The sequence below is a fragment of the Acinetobacter sp. 197 genome, assembly GCF_048148385.1.
GTDB lineage: Bacteria > Pseudomonadota > Gammaproteobacteria > Pseudomonadales > Moraxellaceae > Acinetobacter > Acinetobacter pecorum.
Genome location: NZ_JAYWZK010000010.1, coordinates 24484 through 43407 on the forward strand (window position 1 = coordinate 24484; position 18924 = coordinate 43407).

General features: G+C 40.0%; 19 protein-coding genes. 5 read left to right on the forward strand and 14 right to left on the reverse strand.

What is annotated here, in order from left to right; all coding sequences use genetic code 11:
- Positions 1-9: 9 nt before the first annotated feature.
- From VXQ11_RS10915 to VXQ11_RS10940, 6 genes are all read right to left on the reverse strand, one after another.
- Complete coding sequence (locus tag VXQ11_RS10915) at positions 10-2112, reverse strand: hypothetical protein (protein ID WP_416706032.1); 2103 nt, start codon at positions 2110-2112, stop codon at positions 10-12.
- A 207-nt stretch (positions 2113-2319) separates the two neighbouring features.
- Positions 2320-2889: a dCTP deaminase gene (gene dcd, locus VXQ11_RS10920; protein WP_004280726.1), complete on the reverse strand. Its 570-nt coding sequence runs from the start codon at positions 2887-2889 to the stop codon at positions 2320-2322.
- A gap of 123 nt (positions 2890-3012) precedes the next feature.
- Positions 3013-3606, reverse strand: coding sequence for a LysE family translocator (locus VXQ11_RS10925; RefSeq protein WP_064096423.1), 594 nt, complete (start codon positions 3604-3606; stop codon positions 3013-3015).
- A gap of 260 nt (positions 3607-3866) precedes the next feature.
- Positions 3867-5132 carry an iron-sulfur cluster carrier protein ApbC gene (apbC, locus tag VXQ11_RS10930; protein ID WP_416706033.1) on the reverse strand — a complete coding sequence of 422 codons (1266 nt, stop codon included), beginning with the start codon at positions 5130-5132 and terminating at the stop codon, positions 3867-3869.
- Between the two features lie 294 nt (positions 5133-5426).
- Complete coding sequence (locus tag VXQ11_RS10935) at positions 5427-6215, reverse strand: hypothetical protein (RefSeq protein ID WP_416706034.1); 789 nt, start codon at positions 6213-6215, stop codon at positions 5427-5429.
- 387 nt (positions 6216-6602) lie between these two features.
- On the reverse strand, positions 6603-7406 hold the full coding sequence (locus VXQ11_RS10940; protein ID WP_064096426.1) for a hypothetical protein: 804 nt from the start codon (positions 7404-7406) through the stop codon (positions 6603-6605).
- A 183-nt stretch (positions 7407-7589) separates the two neighbouring features.
- On the opposite strand from VXQ11_RS10940, the gene metG reads away from it, so the two are divergent.
- Positions 7590-9650 (forward strand): methionine--tRNA ligase, encoded by a 2061-nt coding sequence (gene metG, locus VXQ11_RS10945; RefSeq protein WP_416706035.1) that lies wholly within the window; start codon positions 7590-7592, stop codon positions 9648-9650.
- A 44-nt stretch (positions 9651-9694) separates the two neighbouring features.
- On the opposite strand, the gene VXQ11_RS10950 is transcribed toward metG, so the two are convergent.
- From VXQ11_RS10950 to VXQ11_RS10965, 4 genes are all read right to left on the reverse strand, one after another.
- Entirely contained in the window at positions 9695-10375 is a 681-nt protein-coding gene (locus VXQ11_RS10950) for a DUF799 domain-containing protein (protein WP_416706036.1), read from the reverse strand.
- A complete protein-coding gene (locus tag VXQ11_RS10955; protein WP_416706037.1) occupies positions 10372-10752 on the reverse strand; it encodes a DUF4810 domain-containing protein in 381 nt (126 codons plus the stop codon). The genes VXQ11_RS10950 and VXQ11_RS10955 overlap by 4 nt, the downstream gene beginning before the upstream one ends.
- A 12-nt stretch (positions 10753-10764) precedes the next feature.
- On the reverse strand, positions 10765-11436 hold the full coding sequence (locus tag VXQ11_RS10960; RefSeq protein ID WP_064096430.1) for a CsgG/HfaB family protein: 672 nt from the start codon (positions 11434-11436) through the stop codon (positions 10765-10767).
- Between the two features lie 607 nt (positions 11437-12043).
- The gene (locus VXQ11_RS10965) at positions 12044-12160 is read right to left on the reverse strand and encodes a hypothetical protein (RefSeq protein WP_404793566.1); all 117 of its coding nucleotides are present in this window, start codon (positions 12158-12160) and stop codon (positions 12044-12046) included.
- 266 nt (positions 12161-12426) lie between these two features.
- Between VXQ11_RS10965 and VXQ11_RS10970 the strand changes: the two genes are divergently transcribed.
- Entirely contained in the window at positions 12427-13407 is a 981-nt protein-coding gene (locus VXQ11_RS10970; RefSeq protein WP_416706038.1) for an MBL fold metallo-hydrolase, read from the forward strand.
- A 358-nt stretch (positions 13408-13765) separates the two neighbouring features.
- Positions 13766-14953, forward strand: coding sequence for an ammonium transporter (locus VXQ11_RS10975; RefSeq protein WP_416706039.1), 1188 nt, complete (start codon positions 13766-13768; stop codon positions 14951-14953).
- A gap of 71 nt (positions 14954-15024) precedes the next feature.
- On the opposite strand, the gene VXQ11_RS10980 is transcribed toward VXQ11_RS10975, so the two are convergent.
- A complete protein-coding gene (locus tag VXQ11_RS10980; RefSeq protein WP_064096433.1) occupies positions 15025-15648 on the reverse strand; it encodes a LysE family translocator in 624 nt (207 codons plus the stop codon).
- Positions 15649-15750: 102 nt separating this feature from the next.
- On the reverse strand, positions 15751-15933 hold the full coding sequence (locus VXQ11_RS10985) for an NF038215 family lipoprotein (protein ID WP_416706040.1): 183 nt from the start codon (positions 15931-15933) through the stop codon (positions 15751-15753).
- A gap of 184 nt (positions 15934-16117) precedes the next feature.
- On the opposite strand from VXQ11_RS10985, the gene VXQ11_RS10990 reads away from it, so the two are divergent.
- Positions 16118-16999, forward strand: a complete 882-nt coding sequence (locus VXQ11_RS10990; RefSeq protein WP_416706041.1) for a 1-aminocyclopropane-1-carboxylate deaminase/D-cysteine desulfhydrase — start codon at positions 16118-16120, stop codon at positions 16997-16999.
- Here the strand turns inward: VXQ11_RS10990 and VXQ11_RS10995 are convergent.
- Positions 16990-17313 carry a DUF4870 family protein gene (locus tag VXQ11_RS10995; RefSeq protein ID WP_064096436.1) on the reverse strand — a complete coding sequence of 108 codons (324 nt, stop codon included), beginning with the start codon at positions 17311-17313 and terminating at the stop codon, positions 16990-16992. The genes VXQ11_RS10990 and VXQ11_RS10995 overlap by 10 nt on opposite strands.
- 193 nt (positions 17314-17506) lie before the next feature.
- On the opposite strand from VXQ11_RS10995, the gene VXQ11_RS11000 reads away from it, so the two are divergent.
- Complete coding sequence (locus VXQ11_RS11000; RefSeq protein WP_416706042.1) at positions 17507-18706, forward strand: NAD(P)/FAD-dependent oxidoreductase; 1200 nt, start codon at positions 17507-17509, stop codon at positions 18704-18706.
- A 29-nt stretch (positions 18707-18735) separates the two neighbouring features.
- On the opposite strand, the gene VXQ11_RS11005 is transcribed toward VXQ11_RS11000, so the two are convergent.
- Positions 18736-18888 carry a hypothetical protein gene (locus VXQ11_RS11005; RefSeq protein WP_171486362.1) on the reverse strand — a complete coding sequence of 51 codons (153 nt, stop codon included), beginning with the start codon at positions 18886-18888 and terminating at the stop codon, positions 18736-18738.
- Between the last annotated feature and the right edge of the window lie 36 nt (positions 18889-18924).

Here is an 18924-nt window from a genome sequence, read left to right on the forward strand (position 1 = left end):
TATACTCCTTTATAGACCAGTTGTTTTAATTTTCAGATGCTGAATCAGGACACCATCAATGACAGCAGATCCAAAATTCTTACTTACACCATCAGTATTTTTAAATACGATTCCTGTTGAATTCACACCATCCTTGGCTCGCAGCATATTGGTCCCCGGGACACGCTCTGTAGTCCCTATCGAGATGCTACTGTGAGTCGCATTGCGCCCCTGATAAAGTGCGCTAGTATCTGCAGCATTATTTTTAATTGGTGTACCACAACTATAGACATTACAGGTTGAACCCTTTAGATCTGTGGTTCCCAGTCCGCCTCCATAATTCTGATAGATTTGATTATAGATAGCAGGAATTTTAGGAATACGTGTCACTTCTAAAATAATATTATTACCTTCTGAACCGACTACAAAAGGCTGGTACATATTACCGAGCACCAAGTTAATATTAGGACTATAGAGATATAAACCTTCAGAATCATGAAATATCGGAGCAACACTGCCGTTCAAAGCCGGAGTCGGTCCATCACCATCAAGTGCATTGGTTTTTGCTGCAGTACTGAGACGAATACCTTTACTGTTAAGATTAGCGTCACTACTGCTGAGCGTTTCTGGCCGGTCATTAGTATTTAGCCGGATTATACTTGTCATACCTAAGGTTTGGCTGTAATCCTTATTATCAGATTCCAGGGTTTGAAATAAACGAACTTGCGAGCCATTGAAACTCAAACCATTGGCAACAAATTGGGTTCTTAATCGGTAATCCGTATCAAGCCCTGATGTTGGCCCACCTGTTATAGGATCTACCAGATTAGAGGAGTCAAGCGCGCGAGCAAAAATATCACTCCAGAAGCCCAGCTTGATATTATTATCACTTTCGACGCCTGCGATGGGGCTTAATGGGGCTTCCAAAGCAATATAACCTACATCTTTAGCAGCATCCTTAAACTGTTTGACATTCTCAGTTCCTGCCCGGAATAACCAGGGATTATCTGCCGATCCCCAACTAAAACCCTGATTACTATATCGCGTGCTTAGAGAACCATCACTTTTTGATAATGCCAGACCATAAATAAATACATCTGCTTTGGTTCTTAGGGAACTGACTGGAGTATTTTTTGCCTCTAGCAAAGCAGCTGTTCTCGCATCTCTAAGGATGCTTGTATAAAGTTCTTCTGTTAGTCTTTTAGCCTCTGCTTCTGCAAGTTGTCCTGCTTCAAATTTAGCGCGGATAGTTGCTGCTGCATATGATGCATCGCTAAGTCGCTGTACTAAAGTAGTAATTTCTGCCCCAATAGTATTATTACGCGTGAAACTATTCAAACTTTTATAAAAAGTAGAATTGGTTAAATTTGTATTTGCTTCACCCGCACGACCACCATACAGTAACTGAATCATTTCATAGGTATTTGTAGTGGCATATTCCAGGGCTTTTGCAGCATATTTCAAAACCCCTGTGGGATCCTCACTAACAGGACGTGTTTTATAAATGGTTGTACCATCATTTATAACTTTTGCATCATCATCACCACCCAGAAATCCCCCATTAGTACCCGCTCGATAGTAATTATGTCGCTCATTAAAATAGCGTTGAATAATTGTATCTGAATTAAAATAACGGTCAGGAATTTCAGATTGTAATTTGGTTCTTTCAGCAGTTAATTTATCAGGAAGAGGCTGAGTATAAGTACTGTATAAACTTCTATAATTCGTGTCATAAGTGGAATTATAGGTAGAAGTATATAAAGTGTTATACCCTCTATCGATTTTGCCTTGGAGAACATTGCTGTCATAAGAGGTTTTATAAATTTTATCGTAAGCACGCTGACCAAGTTGGTTATAGTTTTCGCCGGTTGGGATAATCCGAATAAAACCGGTATCAGCCTGTCCCGGATTTTGAATTCCTCTCGCGTAACTGGAACCATCAGAAAGATCTTTGGGTCCCTGAAACACCATTTTAAAATCATCAAGTACCAGCGCAACACCCTCACCTGTGGTGTCAGAAAGAGAAGAGTCTGATAATTCCTGCATCGCATGTGCAGAAGGCAACAGGCTGAAACCGATGGTCATCGCCAAATAACTTTTGCGAAATTTTAATATAGCTTTGATCTGAGTCATCTCGCTCTTTCCTTTTTATCTGATGCTCCGCACCTTTATACTTCAGCTTCCCAGCCGCGTCTTTTTTATGGTTATGCGGAATCCATTATGCTGATTTTTAATACAGATGCCAAAGCCAATTAGGCGAAAAATAGCAGTTTCCGATGAATGAAAATCTCAAAAAAATAAACGGGACATAAAGTCCCGTCATTCAATAGCTTAAAGCAATTAGGTCTTTGGTAAAGTAACACCTGTCTGACCTTGATATTTACCGCCACGATCTTTATATGAGGTTTCACAGACTTCATCAGATTCAAAAAACAGCATCTGTGCCACACCCTCACCTGCATAAATACGCGCAGGAAGATTGGTAGTATTTGAAAACTCTAAAGTCACGTGTCCTTCCCACTCTGGCTCAAGCGGCGTCACGTTGACAATGATGCCACAACGCGCATAAGTCGATTTGCCCAAGCACACGGTCAAGACATTACGTGGAATGCGGAAATATTCGATGGTACGCGCCAAAGCAAACGAGTTCGGCGGAATGATACAAACATCCGACTCGATATCAATAAAGCTGCGTTCATCAAAGTTCTTCGGATCGACAATTGCAGAATGCACATTGGTGAATACTTTAAATTCACGTGCACAACGCACGTCATAGCCGTAGCTGGATACGCCATACGAAATCAGCTTTTGACCATTTTCATCCAAACGTACCTGGTTTTCTGCATACGGTTCAATCATGCCGTGTTTTTCGCTCATTTCGCGAATCCAACGATCAGACTTAATTGCCATTGATATAATCCAAAAATCTTAAGAACAAGTTATTGCGACGTACTTTAACTGAAATTGCCACTAATGAAAATAAGTGAAAGTCTGAGAGCTCATGTTGCCCAAAAATTGCTGATCGAGATCAGCTTATAAACTTAAAAGTGCAGAATAACTTAAAGGAATAGAAAAGCTCATTAGCACCAGCGAAGCCGTTTTCTGCAGGTTTTTCTGATTGAGCCAGCGGCTATTTTTTCTGGCTAGGATTGAGCCTAAAAAAGTCCAGAAGAATGCAATCGGGATCAGTAAAAGCAAGAAAACGAGCATATGAGCCACATAATGTTGGCTGCTTTTCCAGACAATCACAGGAAAAATGGCTGAGGCAAACAAAAGTGCCTTGGGATTAAGTAAGGTTGCTAAAAACAATTCACGTGCGCGAATTGAGACCTTATCAAAATTTTCACTCAGCTCTGCAGTCCGCCATAATTTCACAGCAAGGAACAGAATATAGCCAGCACTAAAAAGTTTGAGAATGGTCGGTAACAGCGGAAGATGAACGGAAATTTTCCCGATCAGAATACCCCAAAAACTGATAGCAATCAGATAACCAAAGGCTTCAGCAGGAATTAAACGAAATGTTTTTTTAAATCCGACCTGAATGCCTGAAGATGCCAATAAGGTATTGGTTGGGCCTGGTGTTAAAAGAATGGTTGCCACTAAACCAATAAAAAACCATGAAATCATAGTTTGACCTCGCTCTAATCCGCGTAGCATAGAATAGTTAAGTCAAAGCTGCAAAAAAATAATTGTAAGAGAAGATATAAACCCAACCAAAATCTATTTTTATTCAATAAATTCAAATATCTATATAATAATTTAGAGTAAAAACCAGACAGTCATTTCAGTCAATTTCAATCATTTAAATCGAGCTATTTTAAAAATGAATAATAAAAAAGCCCTAACTTTTAGTTAAGGCTTAATGATTTTAATTTTCTGTCTTTTAATTAAAATATCCGGCTATGATCTTTTTCCGCTTTTGGTAACTGTGCTGCGATTTTCTCTGCAATTAACATATAGCTATCTGCTGCCTCGTCCCCTGCAATCACGGAAGGTTTCCCTGCATCGGCATTTTCACGAATTTTAGCGTCCAGAGGTAAGCGGCCCAGTAATGGAATTTGATATTGCTCAGACAGTTTATCGCCACCACCTGTACCAAAAATCTGTTCCTCAAAACCACAATTTGAGCAGATATGGGTCGACATGTTTTCAATCACGCCCATGACTGGAATCTGTACACGGTTAAACAGCTCAATGCCTTTGGTCGCATCCAGCAAGGCCACGTTTTGTGGTGTTGTCACAATCACTGCGCCTGTTACAGGAATACGCTGTGCTAAGGTCAACTGGATATCGCCCGTGCCAGGCGGCATGTCGATCATCAATACATCCAGATCTGGCCAAAGAGTCTGATTAAAGAGCTGCATTAATGCACCCGTAGCTTTTGGACCACGCCATGCCACTGGAGTATTGTGATCACCGGTTAAATGTCCAATCGATAATACCGCCATTCCATAGGCATCAAGAGGTACAAACTGCTCTGCTTCGATCATCGGTGTTTTACCGGCATTGCCGAGCATGGTCGGAATACTTGGACCATAAATATCAGCATCCAGTACACCTACCCGCAGGCCCATTTTTTTTAGAGCCAAAGCCAGATTGACAGTAGTAGTCGATTTACCCACCCCACCTTTGCCAGATGACACCAGAATCACATTCTGAATACGAGGATGTTTCGGGACATCACGCTGTTGTGGTGCAGCTTTTTGAATCGGTGGATTATTCGGATCAGCATCTTCTGCCTTTTCAGCTTGAGCCGAAGCATCCACCACAGGAGGAAGATCTGGTTTTTGTGGTGCTGCAGGTTGGCTTGAACAGCTTTCTCCCTCAGCATGGTTATGTCCGCAACCACCCGAATTTTTACTTTTAGGCCCAGTTTTTTGCTGAATCACATGCATATTCAGCTCTTGAATACCACATTTTTGCAAAGCTTCTGCCAGCTCATCATGAATCTGTTGCAGTTGTTCTTTTTCTTCTGGATAGGTATTCAGGGTAATTTGCAGAATCTCACCCTGTACATTGACCTGTGTAATGCGATCTTTCAAGGCATTACTGGAATTTGGCAAAATATAGTTTTGCAGTACGTTCTGCACAGCTTCTTCGTTCACCTCCTTGGAAGGCGAAAAAACCGATTTAAGCGAAGAAAGCCACGACATAGGTTACTCCAAAAATGTAGATCGACATCTGAATGGCCTAGTTTAACGGGGTTTTAGGCGAAGGTTAAGCACTGTATTGGAGAAGATGAAACAGATATGTTCAATTTCCAACTATTTCACTTGGTTTTATAAAATGTTTCATGAAATCTTGGCACATATAAATAATGAAAAATGAATGAGAAAGAAGTAAATGAAGACATATTATTTTTGATGTAAACATTATTTTTTATATTAGGTTTCTATATTTTAAGCCACTCTAACCTGCTGTGATTAAAGTGGCTCTATGATCATAAATTACTTATGATTTTTACTGTTTTCAGACTTGCCCTGTTGTTCCTTGGTGTTTTTATCCTGATCCTGTTTTGATTCATCTTTTTTGGATTCGGAATCATTTGCTGAATCTGTATCTTTCGCGTCTTTCTGCTGATCAGCATCACTGTATTTAGCTTGAGTATCCTTCATCTTGTTCATGGTATCCGTCGCCATCTGTTTCAGCTCTGCGAATTTAACAGAAGCTTCACTTACTAATTCCGTGATTTTTTGTTTAGTATCTTCAAACTTATGCATGGCTTCGTCTTTCAAATTTGCCATACCGGCCTGCTGATCGTTCTGATCATCTTTAGAATTCTGTTTATCTGACTTATCCGATGATTTGTCTTGAGATTTATGATCGGCTTTGGCCTTTTTCGCGTGATCTGTCTCTTGCTCACCATTTTTCTGGCTGTCAGATTTGCCATGTTTTAGCTCATTCAGAAGCTTTTCACCTTTTTGCAAAAGCTCCTCACCAATTGCAATTGCTTTGGCTTTTAAGTCATCCATTTTGAAACTTTCAGTTTTTTGATCTGACTCATTCTCTTTAGAACTGTCTTTTTGCTCAGTATTTACATTTTTGCTGCTATGCTGAGTATCAGACTTCTCCTCGGCATTGGTCTGAGCATTTTGTCCATTCTTGTGTTCCTGATTATGCTGTTTATCGATCTCGTTCTGCTTTTGCTCTTTTGAAACCTGATCATTCATTTCACGTGCATGTTGTTCTTTATCTTGGTTCTGCTTTGAAGTACTTGTCTGGTTATTCTGAGTCATGAGTACCCTCCTAAGGTGTCATAAATAAATTATCAGACAATTTTTTAGCACAAAGCATGCAATGAAGTAGCTGAATTAAGCAAACTGCAACAAAGCCTGTACATGTTGTTGCTGATCATTGCATCAGATAGCACAAACCTCACGATCTCAAACTTTAATCACTGCCAGCCGCAAAAAAATCGTGATTTGTGTTTTGAACATTCTGTTCATCTTCATTCTTTACACTTCTGCTAAAACATTTTTCTGTCATTCTGACATCGCATTTCCTGTAGCTCGCCCATTCAAATACTGTTATAGCCTGATTGTTAAAGCTAAAGGATGCTTGGTGTTAATCTACATTAAACCTTTACAGGATGATTAAAACTACTGGTAACCAGAGATCTTAGCTTAAGCACGCACGGTACTCATAAAACTTAATACCGAGAACAGCCAGATAAACAGGATAAAACTACGCGCTTGGGTGAAATGTGCCACATCTGTGCCATGCAAAATGTTATGACGACTTGCGGTCACATTCGAGCTTGAATCCATCTTATAGGCTGCCAGTTCGGCAAAGTATGGATTCATTTCCGTGGCAATTTTCGATTTATGCCACAGACTCTTAATTTCATTGCCTTTTAAACCGGGAACAATTTTATAGACATCAACAAACTTGGTTCCATTTTGTTTTAAGTAGCCTTGTTGAATCAGCACATCGGTCAATAAGCCTTCAAGCTGTGCATAGAGCAAAGGCACACAACCTGCATAACAGCCCAATTTATACATTTTAAAGGCTTCAATGATCACTGGACGGCGTAAGGCTTTATGGGCTTCATCTATCTGCATCGCATCAAAAGCCGTGAGCAGCTCTTTTTGAAAGTCTTCGCTATTGATGACATCAAATAAATGAAAGGTTTGGACATCTTCATGACGATGCCTCTGTTGCCAGAAGTGCATCAGGTTCAAGGCATCATTGGCGACTTTTGAACCGACAGGTTGATCGAGCTGATCTGCCCACACATTAAAGTATTCATCTTGCTGTGCCAGATCACGCAAGGTTTCGATTAAAAATGTATGTTCGCCTTGCGAGATTTGTTCTAAATAGCTTTGAGCATCTTCAAGAATGCGTTTGCCTAAAGTCTGTTGTTTGATATTCGATTTAATCCGCGTGACGGGTTGATCGTCTTCATAGTCGTCGTAATCGTCATACATGGTCAAGCACTCAAGCAAATAGCGGATGAGCTATTATCCCCGATAATTTTGCCATAAAGTAGCATTTCATCTCGATGCAACTTTGTTATTGAAAAAGAATTCACCAAAAGCCTTATGCAAGTCTTCTCCATCTCATGTAAAATTATCGCCCATTGCATAAAATACGAATGAGAGAGTGAATCCGTGCGTAAAATTTTAGTCACCAATGCCCTTCCTTACGCCAATGGCCCGATTCATATGGGTCACTTACTTGGCTATATCCAAGCAGATATTTGGGTACGTGCCATGCGCGCGATGGGTCATGACGTGACTTATGTCTGTGCGGATGATGCTCATGGTACAGCGATCATGCTGCGTGCTGAAGCGAATGGCATTTCCCCTGAAGCGCAAATTGCCAATGTGCAAAAAGAACATATCCGTGATTTTGACGGTTTCGGTGTGCATTTCGATCATTATGATTCTACGCATAGTGATACCAACCGCGTCCGTGCTTCAGAAATCTATATCAAAAACCGTGAAGCTGGCAATATTGCTGTTCGTCCTGTAACGCAGTTATTTGATCCTGAAAAAGGCATGTTCCTGTCAGACCGGTTTATTAAAGGTACCTGCCCGAAATGTAAGGCTGAAGATCAATATGGCGATTCATGTGAAGTGTGCGGTACGACTTATAACGCAACTGAACTACTGAATCCAAAATCGACTTTAAGTGGCGCAACACCAGTCGAAAAATCATCTGATCATTACTTCTTTAAATTGCCAAATTTTGGTGAATACCTGCAAAAATGGACCCGTGATGAAGGTCGCCTGCCGGTATCGATTGCCAACAAGCTGGACGAATGGTTTGAAAATGGCTTAAACGATTGGGACATCTCACGTGATGCACCATACTTTGGTTTTGAAATTCCTGATGCGCCAAACAAATACTTCTATGTGTGGGTCGATGCGCCAATTGGCTATATGTCGAGTTTTGAAAATTACATCAAGACTAAACGTCCTGATTTAAGCTTTGATGATTTCTGGAAAAAAGATTCTAAAAATGAAGTCTATCATTTCATTGGTAAAGACATCGTGTATTTCCACGCCCTGTTCTGGCCGGCAATGCTGGAAGGTGCAAATTACCGTACGCCATCAGGCTTATTCGTGAATGGTTTCCTGACTGTCAACGGTCAGAAGATGTCTAAATCTCGTGGTACGTTCATTAAAGCTGAAACATATTTAGAGCATTTAAACCCAGAATATTTACGTTATTACTTTGCTTCTAAACTTTCTGACAAAGTTGAAGATTCTGACCTGAATCTGGATGACTTCGTGCAAAAAGTAAATTCAGACCTCGTCGGTAAAGTTGTGAATATTGCCAGCCGTTGTGCAAAATTCATCAATACCAAATTTGATAACAAGTTAAGTGCAACATGTGCAGAGCCTGAACTGGTTCAAAGCTTTATTGATGCGGGTGATTCTATTGCAAAAGCATACGAAGACCGTGAGTTCTCGGCAGCGATCCGTGAAATCATGGCACTTGCGGACAAAGCCAACCAGTATATTGACGAGAAAAAGCCTTGGGCACTTGCTAAGCAAGAAGGTCAGGAACAACAAGTGCATAACGTATGTTCTGTGGGTATTAACCTGTTCCGTCAATTGGCAGTGTATTTAGCACCTGTATTGCCGACACTGGCTCAACAGGTTCAAGATTTCTTGCAACTTGAAAGCTTCGATTTTGCTTCTCGTGAAACGATTCTGCTGAGTCATGAAATTGCCTTATTCCAGCCGTTAATGCAACGTGTAGATCCAAAAGCAGTTGCTGCCATGGTGGATGCATCTAAAGATTCTTTAGCTGCTCCTGCTGCTGAGCCAACTAAAGCTGAAAAGAAAAAAGAGAAGAAGGCTGAGAAAAAATCTGAGCCTAAAGTTGGCGAAGCTGAAATTATTGGCATCGAAGACTTTATGAAGGTTGACCTGCGTGTAGCAGAAGTTCTTGAAGCTGCTCACGTTGAAGGTTCTGACAAGCTTCTTCAATTGACGTTAAATGTCGGTGAAGCTGAGCCACGTAATGTATTCAGTGGTATTCGTGAGTTTTACCAACCTGAAGACCTGAAAGGCAAATTGGTGGTGATGGTGGCTAACCTTGCGCCACGTAAGATGCGTTTTGGTATTTCAAATGGTATGGTTTTAGCTGCCGGTAATGGCGAAGGGGTTTGGGTGATTTCACCTGAATCTGGTGCTAAACCGGGTGATAAGGTTTCTTAAGATTTAGACCTAAATATAAAAATCCCCTCAATTGAGGGGATTTTTTACTGCTGAGGACTTATCGAATTCTGTGAAAAATTCGGAGATCTTGGTCCATACAACAAACCTTTTTGCTGAGTTAAACGTGGCGAATACAACAATTGACTTACCGTACCTGATAGTACATAAGCCTTATCACTTAAATGATTCGAGATTTGATCCACCAAAGCTCCAACCAGCATTCCCACTAAACCAGCATTACTATTACTATTAGCAAGGATCTGCTTTTCTGAACCTTCCCAAAGAAGCTGACCAGTTTTTAAATCGACCAATTTCGCTTCTACAGCAACCGTAGCAACCGTTTGAATCACTTGATACTTCGAACCATACTCTTTTACTTTCACATATAGAGCGGCATCAGCGCCAAAAATTTCTTGTAGCTTTTGGGCACTTACTGTTTGAGCATCAGAACCGTTATAAACACCATTTTCCTTAAACATTGTGTCGACAACGCTAATAGGGAAAACGTAATAACCTGCTTCTGCAACAGGAACAGTTACTGTTGACCAATAACTATAAGTTGCACGTGTATCAGGAGATTCATTCACAGGTGGCATCACCAAAATAGACTTTGGCATATGCGTGGTATAGCTGCTTAAATCACGGGTATTTTTAGGTGCAACCGCACACCCTGCAAATAACAATGTTACTGCACTTAAAGCGAATAAACGTTTTAACTGTTTCATTTTTTCGCTCCTGCAACAGTAGTTTGACCTGTCATTTTTTTCAGTAACCGATCCATCAATACAGTTGATTCTGGATAAACTTGGCGCTCTAACTCAAAATACTCTACTGCTCGCGGACCATTATTAAGATTTAAATTTAATAGCCCTAAATGTGCATATAAACCTGGTGGCACAGCCGCATTTTTAGCTTTAGCCTTTTCTATATCTTTTTCCAGTTTAGCAATCTGCTCTTGAGGAGAAGTTTTTTCAGGAACACTTAACAACAAATAAGTTTGTTGTGGATATGTACCCCAACTATATAAAGATTGAGGACCACTTGCACAACCAACCAAGCTTAGTGACATCACAGCACCAAGTAATAAAAATATCTTTTTCATGGAATAATCCTATTACTTGCTCGACCATTTACCAGTCTGTAAATCAAGCACAAGATTATTCACTGCTTCACGTACAGCTAAATCTAAAACCTTACCGTTTAATGTTGAGTCATAAGAGGCGGTTGAACCAAAACCAAGTACTTCACGCTCACTTAACGCATACTCACCTGCACCTTGTACTGAATGAACCACTTCTGCAGTTTTCACATCAACTACGTTAAGATTAACTTTTGCATAAGCAATTTGCGTTTTACCACGACCTAATACACCAAATAATTGATGATCACCTACTTCTTTACGACCAAATTCAGAAACATCTCCTGTTAATACAAAACGTGCGCCTTTAATTGATTGCGTTGATTTTCCAAATCCTGCTTCTTGTTGCAATTCAGATAAATTATCACGATTTAAAACAGAGAAATAACCCGTTTGCTGCAAATGGGTTTCTAAAATTGTTTTTGCTTGTCCCCCCAGACGATCTACATTGTCAGAAAAAATCCCGCGCATATAACTTGACCGGTTATCAAATTTTCCAATAGAAACTGCAGTTTTAGCGCCCGTATACTTTACTTGTGCAGTTGCGGCCGTTACTTGTGGGGCTTGTATTGTTTTTGAAGTCTCAGTTGTTGAACACGCTGTTAAAGCTAAGCAGGTTAAAGAACAAACGAGTGCTGTTTTTTTCAAAATACTAATCCTTTTGACTTAAAGAAATTTTTATTAATTCAAAAACAATATTAACAATAAATAAACAATATCTCTACATAATAAACAAATTAACAATATTGTTTTTATAATTAGCATGCATTCAAATAATTAACTTTATTCTTCTTTATAATCAACAAATACACCTATATAACTGAGTAAACCTTGGTAATAGCAGGTATTTTTTCTATAAAATAATTATAAAAACACTGAGTAAAGTCCTGATAAGCTAAGTCTCAAAAAATTCATGTATACGCTCTATTATTAAATTGAGAATTTTTTATTTATTGCCTATAAGCTTCCCTCAAAAACATGCTAAAAAAGATACATCTTTGTAATAGATAAAATAACGATGAAATATTCAATCAAGAAAACATCATAACTGCATTAACGCTTAGCTTATTTATAGCTTTACCCTAAGCTCAAGAAACCGAATCAATCCCCTAAGAAAAATAAGTTGCTGGTTACCACCACCAAATCACTGCACTACTTGATGATACAAACTATTTAAATCCATCTATGCGTTAAGACTTAATCAATACATAAAAAAGCCCCCTATCTCTAGAGGCTTTTTTATTGCTGGGTTTACTTAGCCTTGCAGGATAAATTCCCAGATGACATACCCTAGTCCGAAACCAATCAGCCCATACAAGGTAATGATAAAAAATACAAAGCTGGCATTGTTTTTTCTTTTCCAAAAACTCATATTGATACCCAAAGCTGTTCGTGATATCTCATGTTAACGGGCTTTTTTAAAAAAGTGAAACTTATCTAAGTAATTTATTTATAAAAATATTTTAAAATAAAGACATTTTATTTTTAGAAAAAAATCAATATACAGTTTTCAACTTAATGCTTAGTACAGATGTTCAATTCGTTATCTCTCTTTAAAAAAAAGTAAATGTTTTTATATTCTTTTTCCGTAGTTTACATGCTAATACATAGAACAAACTCCACAACATAAGAATTGTCATGAATATTTTAAAAACTTCCCTCTTCACCTCTCTATTTTCATTGTCTGTTTTAGGGGTGAGTATCCACAGTCAAGCTGCTAAACCTGTATCTCCTGCTCAACAGAAACAGGTGGCCGGTTATTATCAATATCCATTTGGAAATTTACAGATCACCGCCCTGCTGGATGGCACAAATTATCTGCCCAAAGCTTTATTTAAGGATATTCCGCCAGTCCAGGCGGATCAGATTTTAAAAAAATACTATATCGATCAGGCTAAAGGTATTCAAACTTCTGTAAATGCTTTTCTGGTCAATACCGGCTCAACACTTGTGTTGGTAGATAGCGGTGCCTCTAGCTGTAACGGTCCCAATTTTGGTTCGGTTCTAACCAATCTGAAAGCAGCAGGTTATCGTCCTGAACAGGTCGGGGCAATTTTATTAACCCATTTACATGCTGATCATGTCTGTGGCATTAGCAATAATGGCGTGGCAAATTTTCCAAATGCGACCATCTATATTTCCCAATCTGAAATGGATTTCTGGATGAATCCGAAAAGCGTAGAAAGTTTGCCGCAGCAAAGACGAGCAAGCTTTACTAACACAGTCGATAAAATTAAAAATGCCATTGCTCCCTACCAAAGCAAGAATCAGCTAAAAACCTTCAAAGTTGGCGACAAGATTCAGAATTTCAATGTAGTCAGTTCGGCTGGACATACACCGGGACATTTTGGTTTTAGCTTAAAATCACAAGGTCAGGAAATGGTGTTTATTGGGGACATCGTGCATTCGCACAGTATTCAGTTTGACCGTCCACAGACTGCGGTAGATTTTGATATAAATCCCAAAAAAGCAGTAGATACCCGTTTAAAGTATTTTGCTGAATATGCAAAACAGGGCCAGACCATTGCAGCACCACATTTACCTTTCCCAGGCATTGGTCATATCTATTCTACGGACAGTAAAAGCTATCAGTGGATTCCGGTACATTTTAAAGATTAATTGAATACTTCAATAATTTGATCTAAACATGAAACCCTAATTTTCTAGGGTTTCATTTATTTCTAAATTTTTTCTTAAAAATCTTTCACTTTTCATGTGCACCTTTAGCACGCTTATTTAGCACCGTTTTTCTTACGATAAATATAAACATCTAAAAATATAATATAAATTTCAACTTTATGAATTTTTCCCATGGCTTAGTTTGGTGCACAAAAATTGTATTGTGCTTTATATCGAGTCTTATCAATTTCAAGAAATTCTTCATCAAAATTTCCCTTGTTCCTGCCTCTTTTAGAATCAGTTTGCCTCTATATACTGGGTTTCTTTTGTGATTCTACGCACTAAATTGGAACGCACAATGCAAAATGTAGACTTATTATTTCTTCTTCTGGGTGCAGTTCTAGTGCTTGCCATGCATGCAGGATTTGCTTTTTTAGAACTAGGGACAGTTCGGCATAAGAATCAGGTGAATGCCTTAAGTAAAATTTTAACTGACTTTGCCATCTCCGCCATCGCTTATTTTTTAGTGGGTTACTATATTGCCTATGGTCAGCATTTCTTCCACGATGCCCATACGCTGGCAGCCGATCATGGCTATAACCTGATGCGTTGTTTCTTCCTGCTCACCTTTGCTGCGGCCATTCCAGCGATCATTTCAGGAGGAATTGCTGAACGTGCCAACATGCGTGCTCAAGCTTTAGCGACATTATTTCTGGTTGCACTGATCTATCCATTTTTTGAGGGCATGATCTGGAATGGTAATTTAGGCTTTCAGGACTGGTTGGCTCATACATTCGGTGCCAGCTTTCATGATTTTGCAGGTTCAGTGGTGGTGCATGCCATGGGCGGCTGGATCGCATTGGCTGCAGTAATTCTGCTCGGTGCACGTCATGGCCGCTATAAAAATGATGGCCGGATTACTGCACATCCGCCCTCTTCAATTCCTTTTTTGGCCTTGGGTTCATGGATTCTGATTGTCGGCTGGTTTGGTTTTAATGTCATGAGCGCACAACGCCTCGATGCTATTTCCGGACTGGTTGCGATTAATTCCTTAATGGCAATGGTAGGGGGAACTATTGCTGCCAAAATAGCAGGTAAAGATGACCCGGGCTTTCTGCATAATGGACCATTGGCCGGACTAGTAGCGATCTGTGCAGGCTCTGATGTGGTACATCCGCTTGGTGCTCTTTTCATCGGCATCAGTGCCGGCATAATTTTTGTGAAACTCTTTACCTATACCCAAAATAAACTCAAGATCGATGACGTATTAGGAGTCTGGCCTTTGCATGGGGTATGTGGTGCTTTTGGGGGTCTTGCAGTTGGTATTTTCGGTCAGCAATGGCTAGGCGGCATCGGAGGTGTTTCTATTCTTTCACAACTATTTGGTACAGCTCTGGCGATTATTACTGCTTTGGCAGGTGGCTTCCTGGTTTATGGTTTGCTTAAAGTTTGCATCGGTATTCGTTTGAGTCAGGAAGATGAATTTATGGGTGCAGACTTGTCTATTCACCGGATTTCTGCCAACTCCGACGATAATATTTTTTAACGACCAAATTAAAAATAGCCCCAAGAATAGCGGCTATTTTTATATCTATAAGCTGAACTTATAAGAAATAATTACTTCATCCCAAAAATCAGCTTCAAACCTAATACGGTCATCACTGCTCCTGCTGCGCGATCAAAGATGGCCTTAAATTTCAAGTAAACACGACGCGGCTTTTCTGCAGACAATGCCACTGCCACCAGAGAACACCAGCCTGCATCAATAAAAAAACACAAGATAGGCAAGACAAAATAAAAATGCGTTGGAATTTCTTTAGGTAATAGCGCAGTAAAAATACTGGCTAATACAATGGCAATTTTGGGATTGGACAATTGTGTAATCAAGCCGGTGGTAAACGCACGGCGTAACGACATCTGCTTGGTAATGGCAGCATCTGCCTCAATCGGATCTTTGGCATGTCTAATAATTTTAAAAGCCAGCCAGAGCAGATATAAACCACCACAAATTTTTAAGGCCAGATAGGCGGAAGGTACAGCCAGTAAAAATGCCTGTAAGCCCAGCACTGCCAACAGACCAAAAATGGCAGCCCCAGTCCCCGTACCTAAAGCGGTGAATAAGCCATGCTTACGTGAAATCGCAATTGAATTTTTTGCCACATATATAGAAGTCGGCCCTGGGCTCATCGCACCTAACATCAGGGCGAAAGCAATAGAACCTAAAATCCAGAATGATTCCACGTGACTATCCCAGCTTAAAAATGAATGCGCTATTTTAAGTAAAAATAATTAATTTTGCTTTAATATTTCTACACAAATCTCTTAATATTTCATGAGGTCATCTTATTGTTTCAGTTGATCTCGTGCGGTCACCGAGGAGTCAATCCTCTTATAATCCCGGTCATGGACAGGCACACCACCGATAATCATTGTACGGCTTTCGGTTTTAGGCTTATTCATTGCATCATCACAGCCCGACAAACCAAGCAGTACACCAGCTAGAACTGCATAGGATAATATTTTCATTATTCTACCCTCCTCAAGGGAGTTCCTATTTCTAGATTAACATTCCTGCTCAAATAATCAGCAAAATATTTGTGACATTCTGCATCAAAACCGATGTCTAGCTATAAGAAATAACCTATCCTAAGTCTCTAATTCTTTTATTACCTTCGTCATACTGGTAAAACAACCTACTGTCTTGATTTTTATGTTTGAAACGATTGCTCAAAATATTCCCGATCAACAGATTTTTATTAAAGATGTTTCTGTGACCCTACGGCGTCTGGATCTGGTGCATCCCCAGATTTCGGGGAACAAGTTCTTTAAATTAAAATATAATTTTCTTGAAGCGCAAAGACAGGGTTATCAGCATATCCTGAGTTTTGGAGGTGCTTACTCCAATCATATTGTGGCAACTGCATTTGCTGCGCAGCACTTTGGCTTTAAATCTGTCGGGATTATTCGAGGGGAAGAACTGGCTCATCGACCATTGAATCCAACATTAGCCACCGCCCAACAATTCGGGATGCAGTTGCATTTTGTCAGCCGTAAGGATTATCGACGTAAGCAGCAACCCGAATTTTTGACAGAATTGCAGCAACAGTTTCCGGATCATTATGTGATTCCTGAAGGTGGAACCAATGCTTTGGCCATTCAAGGTTGTCAGGAAATTCTAAAAGAACATGATACTCAATTTGATGTCATTTGCTGTGCGGCAGGAACTGGCGGAACGATTACAGGTCTGATTGAGGCCAGTCAGGCCCATCAGCAGGTTTTGGGATTTTCAGCACTCAAAGGTTCATTCTTAAAAGATGAAGTCGCCCGACTTACCAGCAAAACCAACTGGAATATTCTCGATGACTACTGTTGTGGTGGTTATGCCAAAACCTCACTGGAACTAATGCAGTTTATTCAGGAGTTTGAATCCCGGTTTTCAATTCCACTGGAGCAGGTCTATACCGCCAAAATGCTGATGGGGATTTTAGATTTGATCGAAAAAAATTATTTTCCGACCGGATCAAGACTGTTGGTGATTCATAGCGGTGGTCTGCAAGGCCGTAATGTTCCCTTTGCTCCGATTCAGGCCTGAACCGGCTGATTATTATTCAAGGCAATTAATCCTTTGACCAAGCGGTAAATATGCCAGATAAAGACTACAAACACGATCAGGAAACCAATCAGAATCATGGTCAACAAGCCTCCGATGATATAGCCTAGCAAACTGATCCAGAAAGTTTTAATCTGCCAATCGACATGACTTTCCAGCCAGGTTCCGCGCATTTCGTCACGCTTGATATAATTCATCACAATCGCGATAAATGGTGTAACACCAATAATAAATCCTAAAATATACAGGATATAAGTAATCAGATTATATTGTTTTAAATCATCTGCACTTGCCATTCGCTTTTTCCTTCTTATTATGCTTTTTATGGAGTTGGTAAAAAAACTATGCATGAGTTTTAAGCAGCTTTCAAATATTTTATGTTTAAAATCGGGTGCACATCTGCAATCTAGGGACTGTTTTTTCTGGAATAGAGAAAGCTGAAATAAAATTGTCTATAATGCTTTCCTTTTGTTCTCCCTTGAGTGTGTGATGTCTTCCAAGCAATACGATGTTCTCGTCATAGGCGCCGGTGCCTCAGGTTTAATGACGGCGTATATGGCTGCGCAACGTGGGCGTAAAGTCGTAGTGGTAGAAAAAGCCAATAAAGTAGGCAAAAAAATCCTGATGTCAGGTGGCGGAAAATGTAATTTTACGAATCTGTATGTCGAACCTGAAAATTACATTTCACACAACCCGCATTTTGTCATTTCAGCCCTGACTCGCTATACCAACTGGGATTTTATTGGACTAGTGTGCGAATATGGCATCGAATATGAGGAACGCAAACATGGACAGTTGTTTACCTTAAATGGTGCCAAAGATATCCTGTCAATGCTATTGGCAGAATGCGATAAAACCGGTCTGGTCGAAATTAAAACCAGTTGTGAAGTCAAAGCAGTCAATGCGGTAGATGATCAAAGTTTCCAGGTTGCAACGTCTTTGGGGTATTTTGAAGTTGAGTCGGTCGTGGTGGCATCTGGCGGTTTATCGATTCCTACTTTAGGCGGTTCAGGAATTGGCTATGAAATCGCAAAACAGTTTGGACATCATGTCTATCCAACCCGTGCCGGACTGGTCCCCTTTACTTTCTCTGATGGATTTAAAGAAGTTACCACGCGTTTGAGTGGTAATGCCGTAGAAGCAACACTTTCTAATGAGCTTAATAGTTTTACCGAAGCGCTGCTATTTACCCATCGCGGCTTAAGTGGACCAAGTTCCCTGCAGCTTTCCAATTATTGGGATGTTGGTCAGAGTTTTAAGGTAGATTTCCTTCCAAGTGCTGATCTGTTGGATTTCTTCAAATCTAAAAAACAAAGCCAGCCGAAAGTCCTGCTACGTACGTTACTGAATGAATATTTACCGAAAAGTGTGGTTCTGGAATTGCAGAATTTGATCTGGGTGGATGTTGCAGAAACTTCAATCGGTAACATCAGTGATGATAAGCTGGAACAGATTGCGGCGCGTCTGCATGGTTTTGAAGTGAAACCCTCCGGAACTGAAGGCTACCGGACTGCTGAAGTGACTTTGGGTGGTGTAGATACCACTGAAATATCCTCAAAAACCATGGAAAGTAAAAAGCAGAAAGGCTTGTATTTTATTGGTGAAGTTGTGGATGTCACCGGACATTTAGGTGGCTATAACTTCCAATGGGCATGGTCATCTGCGCATGCCGCATCGGAATATGTTTAATCAATAGATGATCTGGATTGATACTTTATTCATTCCAGATAATCTGTTTTAAACAGGTTGAGATTGGCCGTACTTTCTAAACGGTTAATCGCAAGCTGCATTTTTCGCGTTGCTTCTCGCAGATGTAATGGCAGTTCATCTGCTGTAGATGCAATGAATGTATGGTGTAGTGCTTTCCACATATTGTTGATCTCCTTGTCCTTATATTTTTAATGCAA

Coding starts and splice junctions, on each gene's coding strand:
- VXQ11_RS10915 (WP_416706032.1), bottom strand. CDS start 2,112: ATGACTCAGATCAAAGCTATATTAAAATTTCGCAAAAGTTATTTGGCG.
- dcd (WP_004280726.1), bottom strand. CDS start 2,889: ATGGCAATTAAGTCTGATCGTTGGATTCGCGAAATGAGCGAAAAACAC.
- VXQ11_RS10925 (WP_064096423.1), bottom strand. CDS start 3,606: ATGATTTCATGGTTTTTTATTGGTTTAGTGGCAACCATTCTTTTAACA.
- apbC (WP_416706033.1), bottom strand. CDS start 5,132: ATGTCGTGGCTTTCTTCGCTTAAATCGGTTTTTTCGCCTTCCAAGGAG.
- VXQ11_RS10935 (WP_416706034.1), bottom strand. CDS start 6,215: ATGACTCAGAATAACCAGACAAGTACTTCAAAGCAGAACCAAGATAAA.
- VXQ11_RS10940 (WP_064096426.1), bottom strand. CDS start 7,406: ATGTATGACGATTACGACGACTATGAAGACGATCAACCCGTCACGCGG.
- VXQ11_RS10950 (WP_416706036.1), bottom strand. CDS start 10,375: ATGAAACAGTTAAAACGTTTATTCGCTTTAAGTGCAGTAACATTGTTA.
- VXQ11_RS10955 (WP_416706037.1), bottom strand. CDS start 10,752: ATGAAAAAGATATTTTTATTACTTGGTGCTGTGATGTCACTAAGCTTG.
- VXQ11_RS10965 (WP_404793566.1), bottom strand. CDS start 12,160: ATGAGTTTTTGGAAAAGAAAAAACAATGCCAGCTTTGTATTTTTTATC.
- VXQ11_RS10970 (WP_416706038.1), top strand. CDS start 12,427: ATGAATATTTTAAAAACTTCCCTCTTCACCTCTCTATTTTCATTGTCT.
- VXQ11_RS10975 (WP_416706039.1), top strand. CDS start 13,766: ATGCAAAATGTAGACTTATTATTTCTTCTTCTGGGTGCAGTTCTAGTG.
- VXQ11_RS10985 (WP_416706040.1), bottom strand. CDS start 15,933: ATGAAAATATTATCCTATGCAGTTCTAGCTGGTGTACTGCTTGGTTTG.
- VXQ11_RS10990 (WP_416706041.1), top strand. CDS start 16,118: ATGTTTGAAACGATTGCTCAAAATATTCCCGATCAACAGATTTTTATT.
- VXQ11_RS10995 (WP_064096436.1), bottom strand. CDS start 17,313: ATGGCAAGTGCAGATGATTTAAAACAATATAATCTGATTACTTATATC.
- VXQ11_RS11000 (WP_416706042.1), top strand. CDS start 17,507: ATGTCTTCCAAGCAATACGATGTTCTCGTCATAGGCGCCGGTGCCTCA.
- VXQ11_RS11005 (WP_171486362.1), bottom strand. CDS start 18,888: ATGTGGAAAGCACTACACCATACATTCATTGCATCTACAGCAGATGAA.